Below are 20,971 nucleotides of genomic sequence, written 5' to 3'. Positions count from 1 at the left end.
TTTTCGTATCAATCAAGTGCCGCGACCATCTCTGGTACTCCCATCCCCTCCTGCCAGGACCAGCGCATGACCGCTCTTCTGCATCGCTACAACGTCTCGCGACGCCTCTCCTTCTCCTTCGGCCTGCTCATCCTGTTGTCCTGCGGACTGGTGGTCGGCGGCCTGCTCACCCTCTCGCAGGCGCGCAGCCAGTTGGACACCGTGGCCCGTCGCACGGTCTCCACCATCGTCTACACCAACGAAATGCTCGATGCCAGTTCGGACATCGGCATCCAGTTGCGCAACATCGTGTTGCCGACCACCCAGGAAGAGAACATCGCCTTCGCCAAGATCATGGTGAAGGAATTGCGCCGTTATCGCGAATACAGCGCCAAACTGTTCGCCATCCCGGCGACCGGCCCGCGTGATCGCGCCTTGCGCGAGCAGATGAACCGGACCTACGCGCAGGCGACCGAGCTCAACCAGCAGGTGCTGGAGCTGGGGCTGACCTACAAGTCCGACGATGCAATGAAGGTGCTGCTGTACCAGGCGGCGCCGGCCACCCAGCGCTGGCGCGAGGCGATCGGCGGCTATGCGGTCTGGCAGCGCAACAACGGCGAGCAGGCCTATGCCGCCGCCACCGCGGCGATGGAGCGCGGCCGCATCCTGCTGATCTCCGGCGGTCTGGCCGTGGTGCTGGTCAGCAGTCTGCTGGCGTGGATGATCACCCGCAGCCTGACCGTGCCGCTGGCCCGCGCCACCCGCGCGGCCGAAGCCATCGCCGAGGGCCGCCTGGACAACGACGTGGCCACCGATGCGCGCGACGAACCCGGCCGCCTGCTGCAGGCGATGGGCCGCATGCAGACCCAGTTGCAGCGTTTCTCCGGCGAAACCGCGCGGATGATCGAACTGCATGCCGACAAGGACATCAGCCACCGCATGCCGCAGGACTTCCCCGGCGTGTACGGCGAGCTGAGCAAGGGCATCAACACCATGATGTTCGAGCACCTCGATGCCATCGTCGATGCCATCGACGTACTCAACGAATACGCCAACGGCGACCTGCGCCGCGACGCGCGCCGCCTGCCCGGCAGCCGTGCGGTACTGCATGAATCGATGGATGCGGCCAAGGCCAGCCTGCTGGCGATCAACACCGAGATCAAGCGCCTGGCGGCGGCCGCCGCGGCCGGCGACTTCAGCGCCCGTGGCGATGCCGCGCGCTTCCAGCACGACTTCCAGCTGATGGTGCAGGACCTCAACGCGATGATGGAGGTCAGCGACGTCAACCTGGGCAAGCTGTCGGCGTTGCTGCAGGCCATCGCCGCCGGCGACCTCACCGCGCGCATGCACGGCGAGTTCCAGGGCGTGTTCGCGCGGATGCGCAACGACGCCAACGCCACCAGCGATCAGTTGACCGGCATCGTCGCGCGCATCCAGACCGCCGCCAACAGCATCAGCGCCGCTGCCGGGGAGATCGCCACCGGCAACGACGACCTGTCGCGCCGCACCGAGCAGCAGGCCGCGAGCCTGGAGGAAACCGCCGCGTCGATGGAAGAACTGACCTCCACGGTCCGCCAGAACGCCGAACATGCACGCCAGGCCAACCAGTTGGCGGTCGGTGCGGCCTCGGTGGCCTCGCAGGGCGGCGACGTGGTCGGCCAAGTCGTGCAGACCATGAGCGGCATCGAGGCGTCCTCCAAGAAGATCGGCGACATCATCAGCGTCATCGACGGCATCGCGTTCCAGACCAACATCCTGGCGCTCAACGCCGCGGTGGAAGCGGCACGTGCCGGCGAGCAGGGCCGCGGCTTCGCGGTGGTCGCCAGCGAAGTGCGCACGCTGGCGCAACGCTCGGCCAACGCCGCCAAGGAGATCAAGGACCTCATCGACGACTCGGTCAGCCGCGTCGCCGAGGGCTCGGCCCTGGTCGACCAGGCCGGCAAGACCATGCACGAGATCGTGTCGTCGGTGCAGCGCGTCACCGACATCATGGGCGAGATTTCCGCCGCCTCGCAGGAACAGACGGCCGGCATCGAGCAGGTCAACCAGACCGTGACCCAGATGGACGAAGCCACCCAGCAGAATGCGGCGCTGGTGGAAGAAGCCACGGCCGCGGCACGGTCGATGGAAGACCAGGCCGGGCAACTGGCCCAGGCGGTGGCGCTGTTCAAGATCGACACGGGCCACGCGGCGCCGGGCGTGACCCGCAGCGTCGCCGCGGCGCGCACCCAGGCGCCCGCCGCCGAAGTGCTCGCCCCCGCGGCCTGAGCCCGGCCTCGGCATGGCCTGCGACGCGCACGATCGGCGCGTCGCAGGCCATGCGCGCGGCATGCGCCGGCATCGGACACCTGGCGGCGCCGGAGCCGGCTGCGGCACACTGTGCGCCTCCCCCTTGCGAGCGCGCCCATGAAGATCGTCGAAGTCCGCCACCCGCTGGTGCAACACAAGATCGGCCTGTTGCGCGACGCGGCGCTGAGCACCAAGGGCTTCCGCGAGCTGGTCACCGAACTGGGCACCCTGCTCGGCTACGAGGCCACCGCCGACCTGGAGACCGAGACCCACACGATGGACGGCTGGGCCGGCCCGACCCAGGTGCAGCGCATCGCCGGCGCCAAGATCACCCTGGTGCCGATCCTGCGCGCCGGGCTGGGCATGCTGCCCGGCGTGCTGGCGTTGATTCCCGCGGCGCGGGTCAGCGTGGTCGGCCTGCAGCGCGACGAGGAAACGCTGCAACCGGTGCCCTACTTCGAACGCCTCACCGGCCGCCTGGAGGAGCGCGACGCGCTGATCCTGGACCCGATGCTGGCCACCGGCGGCACCCTCATCGCCACCGTGGACATGCTCAAGCGCGCCGGCGCGCGGCGGATCAAGGGCATCTTCCTGGTCGCCGCCCCGGAAGGCCTGCAGGCGCTGGAAGCGGCGCATCCGGACGTGGAGGTGTACACCGCCGCGATCGACGAACGGCTCAACGACAAGGGCTACATCCTGCCGGGCCTGGGCGACGCCGGCGACCGCATCTTCGGCACCCGCCTGGGGTGAGCGGCGCCATCGCGCCGGCGGTGGCTCAGCGCTGCAGGTTCTGCAGCGCCGCGCTCACGTACACCAGCGGCGCGTTCCAGTTGATCGCCACTTCGTTGGTGGCGTAGCTGCATTCCTTGTCCAGGTACGACAGCGCTGGCAGCTTCGACACGTAGGCGTGCTTGCAGGCCTCGGCATCTTGCTGGCCCGGCTGCGGGCCGCCGACCAGCAGGCCGGGGACCGGCGTGGCCACGCCGTCGGCGATGGAGATGCGATGGTGGATGTGCATCGGCGAGCGCGCGCCGATGCCGGTGACGAAGGACATGCCCAGCGGATTGCGGCCGAGCACGTAGTCCAGCTGCGACTGCGCGGCCTGCAGGTATTCGGGCTTGCGCTGCAACTGGTAGGCCTGCAGCAGCATCATCGCCTGGTTCATCGCGGTGCCGTTGCTGCCCCAGTGGAAGTCGACCTCGCGCATCGTCACCCGCCAGGCCGACCCCTGCCAGACCTGCACCAGGTGATCGGCCAGGCCCTCGATCTCGCTGGCGATGCGCGCCTGGTCGGCGCGCGGGGTCAAGCGCGCGCGGTGCTGCGCCAGCGACATCCAGGCCAGTCCGCCGACCTGGCGCCAGTCCGGCACGCTGGCCGGCACGTCGCGCGCCATCGCCGCCGCATAGAACGCGTCGTCGGCGGTGGCCAGGTACAGCTCGGTGGCGGCCCAGGCGAATTCGTCGTCGAACTGGTTGTCCCCGTAGGTGCCGGTGTGCACGTCGTCCGGCTGCCGGTAGGCCACGTCCGGGTGCGCCTGCGCCCACGCCCAGGCGCGCCGCGAGGCGTTGAGCATGCGCGTGGAGAGGCCGCCGAACTGCGCATCGAACGGCGCGTAGACACGGCTGGCCTGGGCCATCACCGCGGCGAAGTCGAGCGTGGCCGCGGTGCTCTTCTGCACCACGTAGCGCGGCGCGCGCGCCTGGTCCGGCATCTGCATGCCGGCGAAGTCCAGGTTGGTCAGCTTGTGGTACACGCCGCCGTCGTGCGGATCCTGCATCGCCAGCAGCCACTGCAGGTTCCAGTCGACCTCGCGCAGGATGTCCGGCACCCCGCCGCCGCTGTCGGGAATGCCTTCCGGATGCGCGGCGAAATACGCCGGGAACTGCTCGTAGGCGGCCAGCAGGGTGTAGACGGTGATGCCGGAGTTGACCACGTACTTGTTGTAGTCGCCGGCGTCGTACCAGCCCTTGGGAGCCGCGATCACGGTGCCGGCCGGGCGCTCCGGCGAGGCCGCCGAGGCATGCACCAGCACCTGGTCGTCAGGATGCCCGGCGGCACGCGCGTGGCGGCCGGCGTAGGCGCCGTCCAGCGCGGTGCTGGCGCGGTTGTAGTAGTAGGCCTTGAGCGCGGCGCGTGACAGCGCGTTGTAGGCGTCCTCGCCGATGACGAAACTGTCCGACGGCGGCAGGCCGTCGACCCGCAGGCGGTAGCGGCCCGGCGTGCGCAGCGCGGAGAAATCGGCGATGCGCACCGTCTGCTGCGCCGGCGGCCACACCGCGGCGGCGCCGAGGGTACCGCTCAGCACAACCTCGTCGCTGTCGGCGCGCGTGATCGAAAACGCGTCGCCGTGGCCGTCCGGCACCACCGCCAGCTTGCTCGCCGCGGGCAGGAAACCGACTTGGTTCAGGCGAATTGGCGACGGCATGGCGGTGTCGGCACGGGAGGTGCAACCGCCCAGCAGCAGGCAGGCGAGGAACAGGCAGGACAGGGCGTGGGGCAGCTTCATGCGCCGATATTCGCCGGCAAGGATGACGGCTGCAAGCGCGACGGCAGGCGCCGGCACGCCGCACGCAGTTGCGTCACGCGGCGCTCAGGCCGCCAGCAGCCGCGCCTGCAGCGCCGGCAGTTCGTGCACGGTGCCGAACCGTCCCTTGGCGTCGCGTTGCACTTGCGCCAGCGCGCAGTCCGGGTCGTGGGTGAAGAACAGGCGCACGTCGCGCGCCAGCGCGTCCTCCAGGAACGCGCGCTTCTCGTCGATCAGCAGCTCGGCGTTGCGGTCGTAGCCCATGGTGATCGGCACGTGCACCCACGAACGGCCCGGGATCAGGTCGGCGCAGAACGCCACCCCGCCGTGCGCCTGGCCGTCCTCGCCGTGGCGGGGGCCGACGATCTCGGCCAGCATCAGCCCCGGCGTGTGGCCGTCGCTGAAACGGAACCGGACCGCCTCGCCGAGTGCGCGCGAGTACGCGCCGTCGACCAGTTCCAGGCGGCCGCTGGCCTCGAGCAGGCCGGGCAGCTCCGGGATGAAGCTGGCGCGGTCGCGCGGATGCGGCTGCAGCGCGCGCTGCCAGTGCGCCGCGCCGACCAGGAACTGCGCGTTGGGGAACAGCAGTTCCGGCGCCGCTCCCTCGCGCCACGGCGCCAGCAGGCCGCCGGCATGGTCGAAGTGCAGGTGGCTCAGCACCACCACGTCGATGTCGGTGTGGGCGAAGCCGGCGTCCTGCAGCGAATCCAGCAGCACGTGGCGGGCCTCCTGCACGCCGTAGCGCTCGCGCAGCGCCGGCGCGAAGAACGCGCCGATGCCGGTCTCGAACAGCACGGTCTTGCCGGCCAGCGGGCTGGCCAGCAGCGCGCGGCAGGCCAGCGCGATGCGGTTGCCGTCGTCGGGCGCGGCCCATTGCTGCCACAGCGCCTTGGGCGCGTTGCCGAACATCGCGCCGCCGTCGAGTTTCTGCGCGTTGCCTTGGATGGACCAGAGCTTCATGGGCGGGGATTCGGGAGTCGATATTAGGGATGGGAAATTCGCAAAACGCGCGTTAGGGCGCCGGCGCGGTCTGCAGCACTTCGGCGCTGCCAACGGGGTTGCGCGGGTCGCTGCCGCCGCTGAGCACGTTGCGGCGCTTGTCCCATTCCACCGTCTGCAGGTTGCCCCAGACGTGGCTGGAGCCGTGGCCGTCCTCGGCGGTGTCGCCGGGCAGCTTGAGCGCATGCCCCATCGCTTCCAGGCCCTTCGCCGTGGCCGCGTCGAAGGTGCCGGTCTCGGCTTCGATCACGTCCGGCAGCCACTGGTGGTGGTAGCGCGGCAACGCCGCGACCTGCTGCGCAGTGAGGCCGTCGTCGTAGCCGAGGATGCCGAGCAGCACCATGGTGATGATGCGGCTGCCGCCCGGGGTGCCGAGCACGATCGCCTTGTCCGCGTTCTCCATGAAGGTCGGCGACATCGAGCTGAGCGGGCGCTTGCCCGGCTTGGGCGCGTTGGCCGCGTAGCCCATCACGCCGAAGGCGTTGGGCGTGCCCGGACGCAGCGCGAAATCGTCCATCTCGTTGTTGAGCAGCACGCCGGTGCCCTTGGGGATCAAGCCCGAGCCGTACAGCAGGTTGACCGTCTGGGTGGCGCCGACGCGGTTGCCCTCGCCGTCGATGATCGAGAAATGCGTGGTCTCGTCGTCTTCCAGCGGGGTCGGCTGGCCGGACAGCAGGTCGCTGGGCGTGGCCTTCTCCGGGTCGATGCCCGAACGCAGACCCACCGCGTAGTCCTTGCTCAGCAGGATGCGCTGCGGCACGTGGGTGAAGTCCGGATCGCCCAGGAAGAAGGTGCGGTCGCGGTAGGCGCGGCGCATCGCTTCCACGGTCAGGTGCACGCGGTGCACAGGATCCATGGTCTTGAGGTCGTAGCCCTCCAGGATCTGCAGCATGCTGGCCAGGGCGATGCCGCCGGAGGACGGCGGCGGCGCGGTGGTGATGGTCCAGCCCTTGTAGTCGAAGCGGATCGGCGTGCGCTCCTTGACCGTGTAGCCGGCCAGTTCCTCCGCGGTCCAGCGCCCGCCGGCCTGCTTCACGCCGGCCAGCAGCTTCTTGGCGGTGGCGCCGCGGTAGAAACCGTCGAAGCCCTTGTCGGCCAGCAGCTGCAGCGTATTGGCCAGTTCCGGCTGCTTGAACACGTCGCCCACGGCGATCGGGCGGCCGTTGCGCAGGTAGACCTGGCGGGTACCGGGATAACGCTCCATCACCTTGCGCCGCGACTGGTAGCCCTCGGCCATGCGCGCGTACACCGGGAAGCCTTCGCGGGCGATGCGGATCGCCGGCGCCAGCGACTGCCGCAGCGGCAGCCGGCCGTGCTTGGTCGCCAGTTCCACCAGCGCCGCCGGCAGCCCGGGGATGCCGGCCGACCACGGGCCGTTGATCGAGCGGTCGCGGTCCAGCTCGCCCTTGGCGTCCAGGAACGCGGCCGGCGTCGCCGATTCCGGCGCGGTCTCGCGCGCGTCCAGCATCACGTCCTTGCCGGTCCTGGCGTCGTGCAGCAGGAAGAACCCGCCGCCGCCGAGGCCGGAGCTGATCGGTTCGACCACCGACAGCGTCGAGGACACCGCCACCGCGGCGTCGAAGGCATTGCCGCCCTCGCGTAGGATCTGCAGGCCGGCCTCGGTGGCCAGGCGGTGGCCGCTGGCGATGGCGGCGCCGGGCGGATGCGCGGCCAGGGCGGTGGCGGTCGCCTCGGCGACCGGCGCCTCGGCCCACGCCGACGGCGTCAGGACCAGGGCGAGCAGCAGGACACGGCGGACGAGGCTTCTCATGCGGCAGGGGGCTCCTGTGGGTACAACTCGGGGTGGTCGCGCTGCAGGCGCTGCAGCTTGGCCAGCAACTGCGCGTGCGTCTCCGGGATGGCCGGATCCGGGTCGATGCATTCCACCGGGCACACCACCACGCACTGCGGCTCGTCGAAATGGCCGACGCATTCGGTGCAGCGGGCCGGGTCGATCACGTAGATCGTCTCGCCCATGGCGATGGCCTGGTTCGGGCAGGCCGGCTCGCAGACGTCGCAGTTGACGCAGAGCTCGTTGATCTTGAGGGACATGTGGCGCACTTCGGCACTGACCGGTGCAGTTTACCGGATCGGGGCGGGACGGCCCCGCGAAGGCGGCGTCGCGGTGCGGAACGCTGTATCGCCACCGCGCCGGAAGCCGCGCAGCGAACGGCCTGTGGCGATTGACGCCGGTGGCGGCCGCGCCTAGAGTCGCCGCGTCGAAAATGGCTGGCCTGGTCTCGGTAGGCCCTGGCCCTTCTCCGCGCTGGCGGAGAGGCTCTGTTCGCGCCGTGCCGCGCGATTCCCCGACAGTCCCCGTGTCCATCGTCCCGGGGTCTGTCCGTGGGCCGCCTTCGACCGGGCTTGCTGCGGCGGATCCCTCCAGCAGGAGCCAACGCATGTCCCCGATTCCCCTTTCCGGTCCCCTCCTCGTCTATCTGGGCAACGGCGTGCAGGGCGCCGCCGTGGTCCGCGCCGCCCGCCGGCACGGCCTCGCCGTCCGTGCCCTGGTTCGCGAAGGCGCCGCCACCGCGGCGCTGCGTGCGCTGGGCGCGGAGGTGGTCGAAGCCGACCTGGACGATCCTGCCGCCGTGCTCGCGGCCAGCCGCGGCGTCGCCCACGCGGTCCTGCAGTTTCCCGCCGGTCCCGGCACGACGACGCTGGCGCGGGCCAGACATGCGCTGGCCGCCGCGCGCGCGGCGCGGCTGACCTCATTCGTGCTGAAACTGAGCAGCGCGCCGCTGCCGGCGCCGTGTCCCGAACCGAGCCTGCGCACCAACGCCGAACTCGCGGCGCTGGCGCGCGGCGCCGGCCTGCCCTGCGCGATCCTGTGGCCGACGCTGTACCTGGACAACCTGCTGAAGCCCTCGGCACGCGCCGACATCGTCACGCACGGCGTGTTCGCGCCGCCGATCGCCGCCACGCAACGCATCGCCTGGACCTCGGCCGACGCCTGCGCCGAGGCCGCGCTGGCGCTGCTGCGGCACGGCGCGCACGGCGGCAGCTACCGGATCGCCGGCACCGAGAGCCTGACCGGCGCGGAACTGGTGCAGCGGCTCACCGCCGGACTCGGCCGCCCGGTGCGCTATCGCGCGCAACCGCTGGACGCGTTCGAGCGCGAAGTCGATGCGGCGCTGGGCGCCGGCCAGGGCCACGTGGTGGCATCGAAGTTCCGCTTCTTCGCCGCGCATCCACAGCAGGCCGATGCACTGCTGGCCGCACCACTGCAGGCGCAGCCGGGACTGGAGGCGTTCCAACCCGAGTCGATCGACGCCTGGATCGCCGCGCATCGGCAGGCCTTCCTGGCGCCGTCCTCGGCACCGGGCGGCCTGCCCGCCGACTAGCCCAGCGGCGGCGGCAATCGCGCGCGCGGCTGTGGCGGATCAGCACGGTCCTGGCGCGGAACGGCGCCAGTTTGGTCCGCAGCAGCGCGCTCCTCGCAGTGGTCGTCGCGGCTCCAGGCAGCCGCGCCAAGCGCGGGCGACAGGCGGAAGCCTCCAGGCCCAGCCATTGCCGGCCCGGCCGCAGCACGATCTGCAGGGTGGTGCGCCAGGACGGCGCATCGATCACCACGATGTGGTCGGCGCGCGCGAGCGCCGCGTCGGCCCATTTGAACTGCGCGCCTTCGACGATGCGCTGCAGCAGCGGCAGCTTTTCCTCGAGCGGGCGATGCATGTCCCCCTCGGCACCGCGGACCCCGTGCAGATCGTCCAACGCGTGGCAGGCAATGCGGAGACGGTGGCCGAGCCGGCGCGCCAGGGTGGTCTTGCCGGCGCCGGTGGGGCCGGTGATGCAGATCCGCATCGCCTGTACCCCGCCCGGAACGGCGGAACTGCGCGATGGCTACCAGCACGTCCGCGCGACGCGGCCGCCCGTTGCAGGCGGCGCGCCATGGCGGAGCCGGCGCGCGTCGGCGCGCCGGCCCTGCGGGCTTACTTGGCTTCGACGAAGATGTAGTCGGCGCCGGTCGGCTTGACCACGGCTTCGACGCGGGCGTTGTCGGCCGGAGCGCCGATGTAGACCACGCGCACGCCCTTCATGCTGTTCGGCTCGACCTTGGCGAACGCCGCGGCGATCAGGTCGGCCATCTTGGCCGAGGCCGAGGAGCCGAACGCCAGCATGTTGCCCGGCTGGATGCCGCGGCCGATGGCGGTGGTGGCGCTTTCGACCTGGCGATCGTACTTGGCCTGGAACTCCGGATCCGATTCCGGCGGCAGGTAGTACAGGAACGGGCTGTTGGTGACGGTGCCCATGTTCTGGATCGCCACTTCCTGCAGGTACTTCTTCCAGCCGGCGTCGTCGTCCTTGGCCGGGGCGGTCAGCGCGGGCTGCGCGTCGGCGGCCGGCTTGGCGGCCTCTTCCTTCTTGCAGGCGGTGAAGCCCAGGGCCAGCGAAGCGATCAGCAACGCGCGTGCGGTGGTGTTCATGGAACGGCTCCCTCTGTGTCGTCAGTGAATGGTGGACGGCTCAGCGCTGCGCGGCGGCCTGGCGGGCCTGGACCAGCGCCTGCACCACCGACGGCGGCACGAAGCCGGAGACATCCCCGCCCAGGCGCGCGATCTCGCGCACCAACGAGGACGAAATGAAGCTGTGTTGCTCGGCCGGGGTGAGGAACAGCGTCTCCACCTCCGGGATCAGATGCCGGTTCATGCTCGCCATCTGGAACTCGTATTCGAAATCGGACACCGCGCGCAGGCCGCGCAGCAGCACGCCGCCGCCGACCGAACGCACGAAATGCGCCAGCAGCGTATCGAAGCCCAGCACTTCCACGTTGCGGTGCCCGGCCAGCGCCTCGCGGGCCAGCGACACGCGCAGTTCCAGCGGCAGGGTCGGCCCCTTGGACGGGCTCTGCGCCACGCCCACGATCACCTGCTCGAACAGCGGCGCCGCACGGTTGACCAGATCGATATGGCCGTTGGTGATCGGATCGAAGGTGCCGGGATAGACGGCGATGCGGCTATGGGCCACGGTCATGCGTCGGGTACCGCGTGAAGGTCGCCGGGAAGTGTAGCAGCGGTGCGCCGGTACAGGGCAGCGCGCACCTCGCGGCTGCCGCCCTCGCGGTACAGCGCCCAGGACGCCGGCACTGCGGGCGCATGCCCGGCCGGCGACTCCAGGTACAGCCAGGCGTCGGCCGCCAGCCGCGCCGGCAGGCGTTGCAGCACCGCGTCCCACAGCCCGGCGGCGAACGGCGGATCGACGAAGGCGATGTCCGCCGGGACCTCGGCCGGCGCCTCGGCCAGCCAGCGCAGCGCATCGCCCTGCACCACCTGCACCTGGTCCTGCGCCTGCAACCGCGCGACCGTGGCGCGCAACTGCGCCGCCTGGCCCGGATCGCGTTCGACCAGCACCGCAGCGGCCGCGCCGCGCGACACCGCCTCCAGCCCGAGCGCGCCGCTGCCGGCGAACAGGTCCAGCACCCGCGCCCCGGGCAGGACCGGCTGCAGCCAGTTGAACAGGGTCTCGCGGACCCGGTCGGAGGTGGGGCGCAGCCCGGCCAGGTCCGGCACCGGCAGCCGCGTATTGCGCCAGCACCCGCCGATGATCCGCACCTGGCCGGTGCCGGGACGGCTCATCGGCGGCCTCGCAGGGGCCAGGTCAGGCGGGACGGGGAACGCAGGAACGGCATGGGCGGCGGGAAGTGGGTGGCGCGGAAACGGGGTCCGGATCATAGACCAGCGCGGTGTCGCGCGTATGCGCGGCGCGGCGCTTGAAGCCGGCCGCGGCCGCCACCATGTCGGCCGGCAGAGCCGCGCGCTCCTCCGCGCGGCCGCCCATCCTTCATGGAGCACCTACCGATGAGCGTGGAAACCCAAAAAGAAACCCTGGGCTTTCAGACCGAGGTCAAGCAGCTGCTGCAGCTGATGATCCATTCGCTGTATTCCAACAAGGAGATCTTCCTGCGCGAGCTGATCTCCAATGCCTCCGACGCCGCCGACAAGCTGCGCTTCGAGGCCCTGGTCAAGCCGGAACTGCTGGATGGCGACGCGCAGCTGCGCATCCGCATCGGCTTCGACAAGGAGGCCGGCACCGTCACCATCGACGACAACGGCATCGGCATGAGCCGCGAGGAGATCGTCGCGCACCTGGGCACCATCGCCAAGTCCGGCACCTCCGAGTTCCTCAAGCACCTGTCCGGCGACCAGAAGAAGGATTCGCACCTGATCGGCCAGTTCGGCGTGGGTTTCTACAGCGCCTTCATCGTCGCCGACCAGGTCGACGTGTACAGTCGCCGCGCCGGGCTGCCGGCCAGCGAAGGCGTGCACTGGTCCTCGCGCGGCGAGGGCGAGTTCGAAGTCGCCACGGTCGAGAAGGCCGAGCGCGGCACCCGCATCGTGCTGCACCTGAAGGACGACGAGAAGGGCTTTGCCGACGGCTGGAAGCTGCGCGGCATCGTGCGCAAGTATTCCGACCACATCGCCCTGCCGATCGAGTTTCACAAGGAACACTACGGCGAGGACAAGGACAAGCCCGAGGCCCCGGAATGGGAAACCGTCAACCGCGCCAGCGCGCTGTGGACGCGCCCGCGCACCGAGATCAAGGACGAGGAATACCAGGAGCTGTACAAGCACATCGCCCACGACCACGAGAACCCGGTGGCGTGGAGCCACAACAAGGTCGAAGGCAAGCTGGAGTACACCTCGCTGCTGTACGTGCCCGGCCGCGCGCCGTTCGACCTGTACCAGCGCGACGCCTCGCGCGGGCTCAAGCTGTACGTGCAGCGCGTCTTCATCATGGACCAGGCCGAGCAGTTCCTGCCGCTGTACCTGCGCTTCATCAAGGGCATCGTCGATTCCAGCGACCTGCCGCTGAACGTCTCGCGCGAAATCCTGCAGTCCGGCCCGGTGATCGACTCGATGAAGTCGGCGCTGACCAAGCGCGCCCTGGACATGCTGGAGAAGCTGGCCAAGGACGACGCCGAGCGCTACCAGGGCGTGTGGAAGAACTTCGGCCAGGTACTGAAGGAAGGCCCGGCCGAGGACTTCGGCAATCGCGAGAAGATCGCCGGCCTGCTGCGCTTCGCCTCCACCCACGGCAGCGACGGCGCGCAGACCGTGTCGCTGGCGGACTATGTGGCGCGGATGCAGGACGGCCAGGACAAGCTGTACTACCTGACCGGCGAGAGCTACGCGCAGATCAAGGACAGCCCGCACCTGGAAGTGTTTCGCAAGAAGGGCATCGAAGTGCTGCTGCTCACCGACCGCATCGACGAGTGGCTGATGAGCTACCTCACCGAGTTCGACGGCAAGTCCTTCGTCGACGTGGCGCGCGGCGACCTGGACCTGGGCAAGCTCGACAGCGAAGAAGAGAAGCAGGCCAAGGAAGAAGCCGCCAAGGCCAAGCAGGGCCTAGTCGAGCGCATCCAGAACGTGCTCAAGGACGACGTCTCCGAAGTGCGCGTCTCGCACCGCCTGACCGACTCGCCGGCGATCCTGGCCATCGGCCAGGGCGACCTGGGCCTGCAGATGCGGCAGATCCTCGAAGCCAGCGGCCAGAAGCTGCCCGAGAGCAAGCCGGTGTTCGAGTTCAACCCCGCGCACCCGCTGATCGAGAAGCTGGACGCGGAAGCCGATGGGGAGCGCTTCGGTGATCTGGCTCGGGTGCTGTTCGATCAGGCTGCGCTGGCTGCGGGGGATAGCCTCAAGGATCCGGCGGCGTATGTGCGGCGGCTCAACAAGTTATTGTTGGAGTTATCGGTGTAACCCTGAGACGTGTCATCGCGAAAAGAACGAAGCCGGCATCTGCCGGCTTTGTTTTTACATAGCTCCATTCCGATTGCCCGAAGCCTAACAACCTTTCAGGATTTTGATGCCGCATCGCGAGCGATCATGCACGACGCTTCCTCGGCGGTGGTGCAGGATATGCAGGCCCCTGCCAGCACGCGGGTAAAGCGTCCAGGTGAGCTGACACTCCTAGGCTTTTCGCGAAGCGTCTTGCAGGCGAGAATCCGCTCTACTCTCTGCCTCCCCTCTTCGATGAGCAGCAACCCCACCATCACGCTATCCCTGGACCAGGCCACCACCCTGGTCGACCGCATCCTGTCCCATGCCGGCTTCGGCCCAGCGCATGTGCACGCCCTCACCCACACCATTGTCGCCGGCGAGCGCGACGGTTGCGCCTCGCACGGGTTGTACCGAACGCTCGGCTGCGTGGCGACGCTGCGTAACGGCAAGGTGGTGGGCGATGCCGAGCCTGTCGTGCACGACCATGCACCCGGCATCGTGCGGGTCGATGCGCGCGGCGGGTTCTCGCTGCTGGCGTTCGAGCGCGGCCTGCCGCTGTTGATCGAGAAAACCTGTGCCAATGGCCTGGCGGCACTGGCGATCAACCACTGCGTGCATTTCTCTGCGCTGTGGCCGGAAGTCGAGCGCATCACCGAGGCCGGGCTGGTCGCGCTGATCTGCAATCCCAGCCACGCCTGGGTCACGCCGGCCGGCGGTCGCGCGCCGCTGCTGGGCACCAACCCACTGGCGTTCGGTTGGCCGCGCGCGGATGCGCCGCCGTTCGTGTTCGATTTCGCCACCAGCGCGGTGGCGCGCGGCGAGATCGAGCTGCGCCGCCGTGCCGGCCAGCCGATTCCCGAAGGCTGGGGCGTGGACGCGGCGGGCGCGCCGACTACCGATCCGGATGCAGTGACCCATGGCGGCGCGATGCTGACCTTCGGCGGGCACAAGGGTTCGGCGCTGTCGGCGATGATCGAGCTGATCGCCGGGCCCTTGATCGGCGATCTCACCAGCGCCGAATCGCTGGCCCACGACGCCGGTGCCGGCGCGGCGCCCTACCACGGCGAATTGATCCTGGCGCTGGATCCGGCGCGCTTTCTTGGGGCCGACCGGGACACGCATCTGGCCCGCGCGGAAGCCTTCTTTGCCGCCTACGAGGCCACCGGGGCGCGCCTGCCGTCGCAACGCCGCTACCAGGCGCGGGCACGCAGCCACAGCGAAGGCGTGCGGATTCCGCAGGCCCTGCATCAGGATCTGCTGGCCTTGCTCGATTGAGGCGCGCCGCTAACAGCATGCTTTGCCGTAGCTCAGCGGGACATGGCGTTGCCGTGTAGGAGCGGCTTCAGCCGCGATAGGCATCATCGGTAATGCCGCGTCGCGGCTGAAGCCGCTCCTACGAGTGGCCTTCCGTCTTTACTAGGTACGCGGCGCAATCGTGTGATGCGCCGCGCCAGATGCAGCAGCCAACCCGCGCAATCCGCACGCCGTGCCGACGCAACGCCACCGGTGCGGAATCGCATCAACCGAGCGCACCGCGGCGGACTCCACCCGCCGCGGCACCCACTCGCCCGAGCAAACAGGCTCCACTCAGAACTTCACCGTCGCCCGCGCCCAGTAGTAGCGGCCGAGCAGATCGTAGGTGGCCACGTCGGTGTTGGCGTTGGTGACGTTGTTGGCGTAGTACAGCGGCGGCTGCCGGTCGGCCAGGTTGTCCACGCCCACTTCGAAACGCGTCTTCCACGGCTTGACCTGATAGCCCACCTGCACGCTGTGGTAGACGTAGGCGCCGATGTCGCGAACCACGGCGGGCTGGTCGGCGTCGGCCGACAGGCTCTGGCGGGTATCGGCACTGCCGATCTCGGTGCGGCCGATGTAGCGCACGCGCCACGACGCGCTCCAGTCGCCCAAGTTCCAGTTCAGCGTGCCCAGCGCGCGCCAGCGCGGGAAGTTGCCGTAGGCGTAGGTGTACTTGCCGGCGTTGTGGATGGTGACGGTGCTGGGGTCGGTGGTGTCGGGGTTGATGTCGTAGCGGATCACGTAGGTGCCGTTGAGGCCGGCGCTGAAGCTGCCCCAGGCGGTCTCCGGCAGCCGGTAGGTGAGGCTGAAGTCCGCGCCGCTGGCCCACAGCTTGCCCAGGTTCACGGTGGGCTCGGCGATGTAGTTGACGGTGCCGTTGTCGTTGCGATGGATCAGCGCGCAGAACGCGCTGGCGTCGTTGGCGTAGCACTGGTTGAGCACGGTCTGCGCCGACACCTGGGTAATGGTGTCCTTGAGGTTGATCTTCCACAGGTCCGCGCTCATCGACAGGCCCTCGACCCAACCCGGGTCGTAGACCACGCCGAAATCGTAGGACATGCCGGTCTCAGGCTTGAGCTGGTAGCCGGCCACCGCCGCGCCGGAAGCCTTGGCGCCCACCTGGTTGTCGGCCTGCTGGTAGCTGCCGTCGGTGGGCACGTTGGCGCAGGCCGCAGCATGGCCGCCGGTGTAGCCGTTGCACGGATCGGTGACCGACGGCGAATCGCCAGCCACGCCGGCATACAGTTCGCTGATGTTGGGCGCACGGAACACCTGCGAAGCGGTGCCGCGCAGCAGCAGGTTCTCGATCGGGCGGTATTCCAGCGAGACCTTGCTGTTGGTCTTGCTGCCGACGGTGTCGTAGTCGGAGAAGCGGCTGCCCACGGTCAGGTTGAGCGAGTGCACACCGGGCAGCCCGGCCAGCAAGGGGAACAGTGCTTCGGCATAGGCTTCCTTGACGCTGAAGCTGCCGCCGAGCACCGAGGCGCAGTACTCGAGCACCCCGCACATGCCGTTCTCATCGCCGGTCCACAACGGATCGGCCGCAGTGCTGGTGCTCTCCTTGCGATAGGAGACCCCCACTGCCAGGCTCGCGGTGCCGGCCGGCAGCGCGAACAGCTCGCCGTTGGCGTTGGCCTCGAACTGCTTGACCGTGTAGACGTTGGTGACGATCGGGTTGACCACCAGCGCTTCCAGCGCGGCCTTGTTGCTGGCCGCGTTGAGGTTGAACACGTCGATCGGGGTGCAGCCGGCGATCACCGCGCCGGCGCTGCCGCACTTCACCGTGCCGTCGGCGGCCAGGAACGACGGTCCCACCGCGGCATTGAAGCCGGCGTAGTCGAGGAAGCCCTGGTTGATCGACTTCTGCTTGACCTTGCCGTAGTTGAGGCTGGCATCCCACTGCCAGGAACTGTCGCCGAAACTGCCGCGCAGGCCCGGATTGATCTGGAAATTGTAGGTGTTGTACTGGTATTGCCGATTGCCGAGCACGGTGGCGCGGGTGTTGAAGTTGTTGTACGAGGTGCCGGTGCTGCGGTCGGTGCCGAAGTTGACCCCGAACGGGTTGTAGTAGCTCGTGGAGGAGACCAGGAAGTTGTCGCCGTTGGCGAAGATCGGGATCGGCGCGATGATCGAGGACGAGGTGGTCTTGCTGAAATAGGTGTTGACGTAGCCTTCCAGGTGATCGTTGAAGCGGTAGCTGCCGAGCACGAAGGCGTTGGTGCGTTCCTGTGGGGTCTGCAGCAGGTTGTACGGCTGGTAGTTGTAGGAATCGGTCGAGGCGACGTAGCAGTGGTACTGGCTGGCGTTGGTGGGACTGCTGCTGCCGCCGTTGAACGTGACCCGCGAACAGCCATTGCTGGCCGCCAGCGCCTTGGCCACGGCCGAGCCGTCGTTGAAGCTGATGCTGCCGGTCGGCGTGGCCGAGGAGCCCTGCTTCACGCCGACGCCATCGATCAGCGACAGCGCGTCCTTGGAATAGGCGCGCGCGCCGGCCGAGACCGGGTCGATGTCGTGGTAGGACAGACCGGCGACGATGCTGCCGCGCTCGCCGGTCTTGCCGGCGGTGAGCGAGAAGTTGCGGCGGTTGCCGTCGCTGCGCGAACTGGTGCCGAAATCGGCGCTGGCCTCGACGCCGTCGAAGCCCTTGCGAAGGATGAAGTTGACCACGCCGCCGATCGCGTCCGAGCCGTACACCGCCGAGGCGCCGTCGCTGAGCACTTCCACCCGCTCGATCATGGTCGCCGGGATCGCATTGACGTCGTTGCTGGCCAGGCGCGTACCGTTGACCAGCACCAGGGTGCGCTTGTCGCCGAGACCGCGCAGCGAGATCACAGAGGCGCCGGTGCCGCCGCCATTGTTGGTGTTGGGATTGGTGGCGTTGCCGGCGATCGACGGCAGTTCCTGTACCAGGTCGCCCAGCGTGGCCTTGCCGGTGGCTTCGATCTGTGCGCGGCTGATGGTCACCACCGGGTTGGCGGTCTCGGTATCGACGCGGCGCAGGCGCGAGCCGGTGACCACGATGCTGTCCAGGGTCTGGGTGGCGCTGTCGGCACTGGCCTCCTGCGCCTGCGCCGCGCCGGTGCTGCCCAGCGACAAGGCGGTGGCGACCGCCAGCGCCAGCGGCGTCGCGGCATGGCGGAAACAAGGGCGTGACGGCGAAGACGACATGAGTGAACTCCTGGAGGATGGCGAGACGGGACAGTGGACAAACGCAGGCCGAACGACACCGTGCCGGCGCCATGCCGACGGACGGACCTGCTGGACGGTGGCGCCTGCACGGCGCCTGCGATGGCGTGCCTGCACCCGACCACGACGGCCTGGCGCACCGCGGGGAAGCCGATGTCCTGCGCGCACGGCCGGTGCGCGCCTCCCCGCTCCTGCGATGACGTCCGACGACGCTGGCGGCGCTCCGGTGGCGCGCGCCGGCGCCACGGCCGGTGCAACGATGCGATCAGATTTTCATCACACGGTCACAACTGTGCCGTGGATGCGTGGCCGCGTCTTGTCGCGATTCGCGGTTTCGCGTGCGGAATCATGCATGGTCGTGCGCGGCGCCGCGCTGCACGTGGCGAGCGTGCCGAGACGTTGCGATGTGTCGCGCAGACGCCACCACGACAGGCACACGCTGCAATCCGCCGCGCGCGGCGACGCCGATGATGCGCGCTACACCACGTCATGCCGGGATCAGCCAGCCGCCAAACAGCGGGCCGGCGGTGTCGCCGTGCTGCGGCTCGATGCGCACGGTCAGCGGCTGCGCATCCCGGGTGAGCGCAGGTGGCAGCGGGTAATCGCGGTCGACGAAATCGATCACCTGGCCGCGCTCCACCGCCACTTCCACGGCCAGCTTCCCGTTGACCAGGATGTTGAAGCGGCCCTTGTCGCTGCCCCAGAAGCGCAGGCGCAGCGCCAGCGGTTGCGCACTGCCGCGCATGCGGAACTCGACGAAGCCCTTGCCGCGCACGTCGCGGCACTGCTGGCGACGGTAGGCGCCGCCGAAGGACGTGTCGCTGCGCAACTGGTGCGCCTGCTCGGAGGCCTCGTCGCCGAACTGGATCATGTCCACCGCGATCGCGCGCAGCTTGTCCTGCTCGGCCTGGCGGCGCGCCCGCCGCTGCGCCTCCTGCGCCCACTGCGTGGGGTCCATGCGCTTGAAGTACAGCGCACTGCGGCGCTCGTACTGCGCGTAGAACGGCACGAAGGTCAGGCCCGGCGGCTGCGTGCTGCTGGCCTGGAAATGGCCGGGCTGCGGCAGTTCGGCGAAGCCGCGCAGCGGATCGGCCGCGGCCACCAACGCCGGGTCCGGCGCATCGTAGGGGGTGCTCACCGGCCCCAGGTCGGCGGCCAGCGCCAGCGGCCCGCGCATCACCACCACGGTGTCCGTATCGCCGGCGGCATGTTCCAGCCGCAGCGGCGTGGCCAGGTCCAGGTCGATCACGTCACCGGCGCGCCAGTCGCGCTCCAGCGTCAGATAGCCGTCGGCCAGCGCCGCGCGTGCGGGCTTGCCGTTCACGCGCAAGGTGTAGTGGCCCTGGCACCAGGCCGGCACCCGCAACAGCAGGCGCCGCGGTGTGCGTGCACCAGCGCGCAGCAGCTGCAGGCGCACCTTGCCATTGTCGGGCACACCGCTGTCCAGTTCCAGCGCCAGGTCGCGCTCGCTCCAGTCCAGCCGCGAGGGGATGTAAAGATTCACGTACAGCGAGGTGGCGTCCTGCCAGTAGATGGCATCGCCGAACTGCGCATGCGCTTCCATGCCGCTGCCGACGCAGCACCAGAACGAGTCGAACTTGTCGGAGAAGCCACGCTCGCCGCCGCTGATCATCGGCGTCATGTAAGTGAACATGCCGGTGCCCGGATGCTGCGCGGCCATGGTGTGGTTCTGCAGCGTGCGCTCGTAGTAGTCAAAGTAACGCGCCTGCGGCGTCCACTGGTACAGATGCCGGGTCAGCTTGAGCATGTTGTAGCTGTTGCAATGCTCGCAGGTCTGCTCGGTCAGGAATGCGGCGATGGTATCCGGCTCCTGGAAGTACTCGCGGTCGGCATTGCCGCCGATCACGTAGCTGTAATGCGTGGTGACCGTCTCCCAGAAGAAGCGGGCCGCCGCGGCCGCATCGGCGTCGCCGGCGACCTCGAACTGGCGCGCCTCGCCGATGAACTTGGGCACCTGGGTATTGGCATGGATGTGCGGCAGTTCGTCGCGCCCGGCCGCGGCCGGATCGATCACCTTTTCGTGGCGCAGGCGCTTGCCGATCGCGATCCAGCGTGTATCGCCGGTGCGCGCGCCCAGTTCGATGTAGGACTCGTTGAGGCCGCCGAACTCGGTGTCCAGCAAGGTCTGCATCTGCGCATGGTCGAGCGCGTCGAACACGCCTCCCAGATAGCCGGCCAGCGGCAGCAGCACCTGCAGCGCTTGCGCGTTGCCGGCCAGTGCGTGTGCGTCGAGCAAGCCGGCGAACAGTTTGTGCACCGTGTACAGCGGCGACCAACTGCCGTTGAGATTGAACTTGCTGCCCTTGATGATGCCGCGGCGCACTTCCTCGAATACCACCTTGCCGCTGTCGATGGCGCCTTGGTCGTTCTTGCGGGTGAGCCCGCCCACGTAACCGTCCGCGTCCTTGGCCTGTGCGCGCGCCAGTTCGGCGACGATGTAATCGATGCGCTCACGCAGCGCGGGGTCGCGCGTCTGCGCGTGCATCTTGGCCAGTGCGCTGAGGTAGTGGCCCAAGGTATGGCCGGCGATGGTGTCGCCCTCCCAGCCGCCGTACACCGCGCCCTTCGGCGGCAGGCCGGCGTAGTGCAGGAAGTTGTGCAGCAGGCGGTCCGGCTCCAGTTCCAGCAGGTAGCGGCGGTTGGTCTGCAGCGACTCCAGGAACAGCGACGGTTTCAGCGTGACCTGCTGCAAGGGCAGCGCCTGCACGCGCCCGGGCGTGGACGCCGCAGCGTCCAGCGGAAAGCGCAGCATCCCGGCTGCCACCGCCAGTGCGCTCCATTGCAGGAAGCGGCGGCGCGAGGGGTCCAGCGCGGCGCCGGCCGCATCGGCGGATGCGTGCACGCAGGCGGCGGCGTGCCGATGCGTCCCCTGCCCGCTCATCGCCGGACTCCCGCGCGCGAGGTGACATGCGGGAAAGAAACGCATCGAGGCATGGACTGCTCCTGTGTGGTG

The 20,971-nt window shown here is 69.2% G+C and carries 15 protein-coding genes; 6 read left to right on the top strand and 9 right to left on the bottom strand.

Translation table 11 applies throughout. The annotated features are described in order from the left end of the window. The first annotated feature begins 66 nt into the window (after nt 1–66). Complete coding sequence (locus tag M3U25_RS03060; RefSeq protein ID WP_355500342.1) at nt 67–2,247, top strand: methyl-accepting chemotaxis protein; 2,181 nt, start codon at nt 67–69, stop codon at nt 2,245–2,247. A 138-nt stretch (nt 2,248–2,385) separates the two neighbouring features. Next, a complete protein-coding gene (gene upp, locus M3U25_RS03055; protein ID WP_010342021.1) occupies nt 2,386–3,018 on the top strand; it encodes a uracil phosphoribosyltransferase in 633 nt (210 codons plus the stop codon). A gap of 25 nt (nt 3,019–3,043) precedes the next feature. Here the strand turns inward: upp and M3U25_RS03050 are convergent, their stop codons facing one another. From M3U25_RS03050 to M3U25_RS03035, 4 genes are all read right to left on the bottom strand, one after another. Next, complete coding sequence (locus M3U25_RS03050; RefSeq protein WP_355500346.1) at nt 3,044–4,774, bottom strand: glycoside hydrolase family 9 protein; 1,731 nt, start codon at nt 4,772–4,774, stop codon at nt 3,044–3,046. 84 nt (nt 4,775–4,858) lie between these two features. Then, the gene (locus M3U25_RS03045; protein WP_254458485.1) at nt 4,859–5,752 is read right to left on the bottom strand and encodes an MBL fold metallo-hydrolase; all 894 of its coding nucleotides are present in this window, start codon (nt 5,750–5,752) and stop codon (nt 4,859–4,861) included. A 52-nt stretch (nt 5,753–5,804) separates the two neighbouring features. Next, nucleotides 5,805–7,562: a gamma-glutamyltransferase gene (gene ggt / locus M3U25_RS03040; RefSeq protein WP_355500350.1), complete on the bottom strand. Its 1,758-nt coding sequence runs from the start codon at nt 7,560–7,562 to the stop codon at nt 5,805–5,807. After that, the gene (locus M3U25_RS03035) at nt 7,559–7,843 is read right to left on the bottom strand and encodes a YfhL family 4Fe-4S dicluster ferredoxin (protein WP_017908325.1); all 285 of its coding nucleotides are present in this window, start codon (nt 7,841–7,843) and stop codon (nt 7,559–7,561) included. Before M3U25_RS03035 ends, ggt begins: the two co-directional genes overlap by 4 nt. 347 nt (nt 7,844–8,190) lie before the next feature. Here M3U25_RS03035 and M3U25_RS03030 point away from each other — a divergent pair, with 347 nt between their 5' ends. Both M3U25_RS03030 and M3U25_RS03025 read left to right on the top strand, forming a co-directional pair. Continuing rightward, nucleotides 8,191–9,135, top strand: coding sequence for an NmrA family NAD(P)-binding protein (locus tag M3U25_RS03030; RefSeq protein ID WP_355500354.1), 945 nt, complete (start codon nt 8,191–8,193; stop codon nt 9,133–9,135). Between the two features lie 166 nt (nt 9,136–9,301). Further along, entirely contained in the window at nt 9,302–9,748 is a 447-nt protein-coding gene (locus tag M3U25_RS03025; RefSeq protein ID WP_355500358.1) for a hypothetical protein, read from the top strand. Here the strand turns inward: M3U25_RS03025 and M3U25_RS03020 are convergent. Genes M3U25_RS03020 through rsmD form a run of 3 tightly spaced genes read right to left on the bottom strand, consistent with a single transcriptional unit; the run spans nt 9,724 to nt 11,367 of the window. Beyond that, complete coding sequence (locus M3U25_RS03020; RefSeq protein ID WP_160947056.1) at nt 9,724–10,218, bottom strand: hypothetical protein; 495 nt, start codon at nt 10,216–10,218, stop codon at nt 9,724–9,726. The genes M3U25_RS03025 and M3U25_RS03020 overlap by 25 nt on opposite strands. A 40-nt stretch (nt 10,219–10,258) precedes the next feature. Then, complete coding sequence (gene coaD, locus M3U25_RS03015; RefSeq protein WP_019801822.1) at nt 10,259–10,765, bottom strand: pantetheine-phosphate adenylyltransferase; 507 nt, start codon at nt 10,763–10,765, stop codon at nt 10,259–10,261. Continuing rightward, entirely contained in the window at nt 10,762–11,367 is a 606-nt protein-coding gene (rsmD, locus tag M3U25_RS03010; RefSeq protein ID WP_355500361.1) for a 16S rRNA (guanine(966)-N(2))-methyltransferase RsmD, read from the bottom strand. Before rsmD ends, coaD begins: the two co-directional genes overlap by 4 nt. A gap of 222 nt (nt 11,368–11,589) precedes the next feature. Here rsmD and htpG point away from each other — a divergent pair, with 222 nt between their 5' ends. Next, the gene (gene htpG / locus M3U25_RS03005; protein WP_355500364.1) at nt 11,590–13,494 is read left to right on the top strand and encodes a molecular chaperone HtpG; all 1,905 of its coding nucleotides are present in this window, start codon (nt 11,590–11,592) and stop codon (nt 13,492–13,494) included. A 9-nt stretch (nt 13,495–13,503) separates the two neighbouring features. Continuing rightward, on the top strand, nt 13,504–14,790 hold the full coding sequence (locus tag M3U25_RS03000) for an Ldh family oxidoreductase (protein ID WP_355500367.1): 1,287 nt from the start codon (nt 13,504–13,506) through the stop codon (nt 14,788–14,790). A gap of 312 nt (nt 14,791–15,102) precedes the next feature. Here M3U25_RS03000 and M3U25_RS02995 read toward each other — a convergent pair whose 3' ends face one another. After that, nucleotides 15,103–17,979, bottom strand: a complete 2,877-nt coding sequence (locus tag M3U25_RS02995; RefSeq protein ID WP_355500370.1) for a TonB-dependent receptor — start codon at nt 17,977–17,979, stop codon at nt 15,103–15,105. 505 nt (nt 17,980–18,484) lie between these two features. Next, nucleotides 18,485–20,899, bottom strand: a complete 2,415-nt coding sequence (locus M3U25_RS02990; protein WP_355500373.1) for a glycoside hydrolase family 127 protein — start codon at nt 20,897–20,899, stop codon at nt 18,485–18,487. Nucleotides 20,900–20,971: the final 72 nt, after the last annotated feature.

Origin of the sequence: Xanthomonas sp. PPL134, assembly GCF_040595915.1 — a bacterium.
GTDB classification, from domain to species: Bacteria; Pseudomonadota; Gammaproteobacteria; order Xanthomonadales; family Xanthomonadaceae; genus Xanthomonas_A; species Xanthomonas_A indica.
This window is presented reverse-complemented; position numbering and strand designations above follow the sequence as displayed.

Coding starts and splice junctions, on each gene's coding strand:
- M3U25_RS03020 (WP_160947056.1), bottom strand. CDS start 10,218: ATGAACACCACCGCACGCGCGTTGCTGATCGCTTCGCTGGCCCTGGGC.
- rsmD (WP_355500361.1), bottom strand. CDS start 11,367: ATGAGCCGTCCCGGCACCGGCCAGGTGCGGATCATCGGCGGGTGCTGG.
- M3U25_RS03050 (WP_355500346.1), bottom strand. CDS start 4,774: ATGAAGCTGCCCCACGCCCTGTCCTGCCTGTTCCTCGCCTGCCTGCTG.
- M3U25_RS03030 (WP_355500354.1), top strand. CDS start 8,191: ATGTCCCCGATTCCCCTTTCCGGTCCCCTCCTCGTCTATCTGGGCAAC.
- M3U25_RS02995 (WP_355500370.1), bottom strand. CDS start 17,979: ATGTCGTCTTCGCCGTCACGCCCTTGTTTCCGCCATGCCGCGACGCCG.
- coaD (WP_019801822.1), bottom strand. CDS start 10,765: ATGACCGTGGCCCATAGCCGCATCGCCGTCTATCCCGGCACCTTCGAT.
- upp (WP_010342021.1), top strand. CDS start 2,386: ATGAAGATCGTCGAAGTCCGCCACCCGCTGGTGCAACACAAGATCGGC.
- M3U25_RS03045 (WP_254458485.1), bottom strand. CDS start 5,752: ATGAAGCTCTGGTCCATCCAAGGCAACGCGCAGAAACTCGACGGCGGC.
- M3U25_RS03035 (WP_017908325.1), bottom strand. CDS start 7,843: ATGTCCCTCAAGATCAACGAGCTCTGCGTCAACTGCGACGTCTGCGAG.
- M3U25_RS02990 (WP_355500373.1), bottom strand. CDS start 20,899: ATGAGCGGGCAGGGGACGCATCGGCACGCCGCCGCCTGCGTGCACGCA.
- M3U25_RS03060 (WP_355500342.1), top strand. CDS start 67: ATGACCGCTCTTCTGCATCGCTACAACGTCTCGCGACGCCTCTCCTTC.
- htpG (WP_355500364.1), top strand. CDS start 11,590: ATGAGCGTGGAAACCCAAAAAGAAACCCTGGGCTTTCAGACCGAGGTC.
- ggt (WP_355500350.1), bottom strand. CDS start 7,562: ATGAGAAGCCTCGTCCGCCGTGTCCTGCTGCTCGCCCTGGTCCTGACG.